The following is a 3,259-nucleotide window of genomic DNA, read 5'->3' as shown; positions in this document are numbered from 1 at the left end:
CCCCGATCCTGCTGTCGAAGACGTCGCAGCCGCTCACGGCCTACTCGACGTTGCGTGACCAGGTCCGCGACCTGCTGAAGAACGCGCCGGGCGGCCCGCTGGTCGACCCGGCGCTCATCTCCCTGCTCGAGGGCACGAGCATCCCGAGTTCCGACCTCGCCGGGGTCAAGGGCTACAAGGTCGCCTGGTTGAACATGGTGCTCTTCGCGACGATGGACCTGCTGCGTTGTCGCGCCCTGCTCGCCACGTCGTGCCAGCGCGACACGACGACACCTGGGGTGGTCGTCGGCCACGTGACCCGTGCGGGCAGCGTCGCGACCTTCAGCTGCCGCTACCGGCACGTGTGGGAACCGCCGACCGGCCTCACGACCAGCCTGCTCGGCGGCTCGTGCGAGTCGCCCTGCGCCCTGGTCAAGGACCGGCTCGAGGCGATCATCTCGGGCTACGCGCCGCCGACCCCACCGCCCACCCCGCCATCGACGGGTGGCGTCATCGTCGACCCGCCCATCCGGTTCTGCCCGAAGGGCAAGATCGTCATGAGGGGCGAGTGCATCAACGTGCCCTTCCCCGGGGAGTTCTTCGAGGTCCCGTTCCCGCCGGAGGACTACTTCACCATCGATCCCGGGATCTACATCAACCCCGACCCGACGCGTTACCTCGTGGACGACCCGTCCATCTTCTACGGCACCGAGCACCTGAACTTCCTCGATGACGGTGTGCTCCAGGCGGGCGGTCTGCTCGGCTACAAGGGCACCGACGTCGTGGCGACCCTCACCCAGACGATCAAGGACCTCGGGGTCGAGGCGAACGTCTCGGCGATCGCGATGACGGCGGTCAAGGATGCCGTGGGGGTCGAACCGACGTTGTCGTTCAGCCCGTCCGATGAGGTGCTCGTGCTCACGGACGCGGCCGGCGTGGCCGTCGGGATGGCCCGGGTTCCGGCCGTGCGCTCGGTGCGCGACGCGGGCACGGCCATCCCGGCAGCGAAGGCGGCCGTGGCCGAGGTGCAGGTGCTGAGCGGCACGGTCGACCGTCAGCTCAAGGGCTTCGAGGGAGCGCTACGGGAGTTCGACGGAGGCCTGCAGGGGCTCACCAAGGAGTTCAGCACGCTGCGCGACGGTGCCTTCGACCAGAGCGGCTACGGGGTGCGCATCGGGATGCTCGAGCAGCAGCTGGCTCGAACGGTGGTCTACGGCGAACGCATCTCCACCCTCGAGGGGCGGATCACCCCGGTCAAGGGGCTCGCCACGGCCACCGGGGTGCGACCCGAGCTGGCCACGGGGCTCATGGAGTTCTCCCGCTCGGCCATCGAGGCGATGCGCACCATCGACCAGCCGGACAACCGTGCCCTCACCAAGTCGATCGCGGTGGCCGAGAAGGCCCGGGGCGAACTCGCCCGGCTCGTCACCGCCGGCGAGGTCGACGCGCTCGGCCCGGCCACCCTCCAGGTGCTCGACACGATGCGCACGATGGTGAAGTCGGCCGGCACCGACGCGGCCCTGGGGGCCCGGCTCGACGAGCAGGTCGCCGCGCTGGAGGGGCTCATCCGGTGAGCGACGTCGTGATCGGGACGCTGCGGCTGCGTGGACCGCACGCGAGCCGGCTGGCCCGGGTCGCGGCGACGACGCTGCCCGCAGCACTCGACGCGGCGCTCGACGGCTACCCCGACGGCCGGGTGGACGTGGTCTCGGTGCCCTTCCCGGTGGACGCCGGTCTCGACGACAGCACGCTCGCGGCGTTGTGGGCCGAGGCGATCCGGGCCGCGGTGCACGACACGCTCGTCGCGGGCGCCCGGGGCCGGGCCTGGACGGCGGCGCCCGATGAGGTCACCGGGTGGAGCGCGCCGACCGCCGCTGATGCCGTGCGTGCGGCCCTGGCGTGGGTCGCGGGCGGTGCCCGACCGGATGCCGTGCCCCGACAGGCGTGGAGGGTCGCCGACCCGCTCCTCGTCGACGAGTGCCGCACCCTGCTCGCCAGCCGCTGGGCCGAGGTCGTCGGCGCCCTGGCTCGCTCGGCTCGTCGGGCCGGCACGCCGGGGGCGCCTGACGGGCCTGCTGACGAGGCGGACCGGGACGCCCCGGGCGGTGCCGCGACAGCGGTGACCGACCCTGCCGAAGAGGTGGCCGCGACGGCAGCCGAGGCCGCCCTGCGACCGGGCCCCACGGCGTCCGATGTCGTCGGGGAACCCCTGACGTCGCCGGGCTCGCACGGGGACCCGGGGGAGAGGGCACGTGTGGCGGCCGACCTCGCGCTGGTGTCGACCGTGGACGACCTCGTCGACGAGACCACGTCGGCGGTCGTCGACACCGCGCACCTGACGACCGCAGCAGGGCTGGTGCTGCTCTACCCGTGGCTGACCGATCACTGCCGGGCCGCCGTGGCGCTGCACCCGGACCTGCCTGCTGCCCCGGTTCGCGCCGAGGCACTGGCGCTGCTCGTCAGTGCGCAGGACCCGCCGCGCGGCGACCCGCTCGTGCGCCTCCTCGCCGGGAGCGCAGGGGAGGCCGGGCTCGACCTGCCGGTGTCGGGCCCGGTGAACCTGCGACGCCTCGACGAGGTCGAGCAGTCGGCCCGGGAGGTGCTGCGGAACTTCGTCGCCCTGCTGCCCGGGTTCGAGGGGTCGTCGGCCGACTTCGTGCGACGTGAGTGGGTGACCCGCGCCGGGCTGCTCGACGAGCGCACCGACCACGTGCGGCTGAGCGCGGCGGCGCGACCGCTCGACGTCGTGTTGGGAGCGCTGCCCTACCCCCTCGGCGTGCTGGTGCTGCCGTGGTCGCGCCCGATCAGCGTGCGGTGGCAGCGGTGAGCACCCGCTCGGCGGTCGGCGCCCCCGTGGCCGAACTCGGTGCAGCGCTGGAGATGCTCGATGCGGTCATCAGGGTACGGGTCGAGGAACGCAGGGGTGGCCCGGCCGGGCGTCCACTGGCGCCCTTCCCGGCCACGGGGAGCGGCGGGGAGGCGGGGTCAGCGGCTGCGGACGAGGGCATCCCCCCGCTCGAGCGGTACGACGGTGGTGGCCCGCTCGCCTCCACGATCGCCATGGCCGGACTCGGGCCGGCCGAGGCCCTCGTGCTGGTCGCGGCAGTGGCCCCGTTCGTGGACGAGCGCTTCGCGGCCGCGTACGCCACGCTCACCGACCGGCCCGCGGTCACCGGTCTCACCGGCGAGGTCGCGCGCACCCTCGCGGCCCGAACCCTGGCGGGTCGGCTCGACGTGACCGCCCTGCTCAGCGAGGCCGGCACCCTGCGCGCCACCGGCC

Annotated in this window: 3 protein-coding genes; all 3 read left to right on the top strand. The window is 73.6% G+C overall.

The features are described from left to right. Positions 1-1,553, top strand: a 1,553-nt coding sequence (locus PLL68_RS02370) for a hypothetical protein (protein ID WP_324531294.1), incomplete at its 5' end; no start/stop codon positions are given. Further along, positions 1,550-2,806, top strand: a complete 1,257-nt coding sequence (locus PLL68_RS02365) for a contractile injection system tape measure protein (protein ID WP_324531292.1) — start codon at positions 1,550-1,552, stop codon at positions 2,804-2,806. The genes PLL68_RS02370 and PLL68_RS02365, both read left to right, overlap by 4 nt. Then, a partial coding sequence (locus PLL68_RS02360; protein ID WP_324531290.1) for a hypothetical protein occupies positions 2,803-3,259 on the top strand: 457 nt, incomplete at its 3' end. The genes PLL68_RS02365 and PLL68_RS02360, both read left to right, overlap by 4 nt.

Origin of the sequence: Ornithinibacter sp., assembly GCF_035443565.1 — a bacterium.
Lineage (GTDB): Bacteria > Actinomycetota > Actinomycetes > Actinomycetales > Dermatophilaceae > Fodinibacter.
The sequence above is the reverse complement of the archived record's forward strand: the minus strand, read 5'-3'. Positions and strand labels throughout refer to the sequence as shown.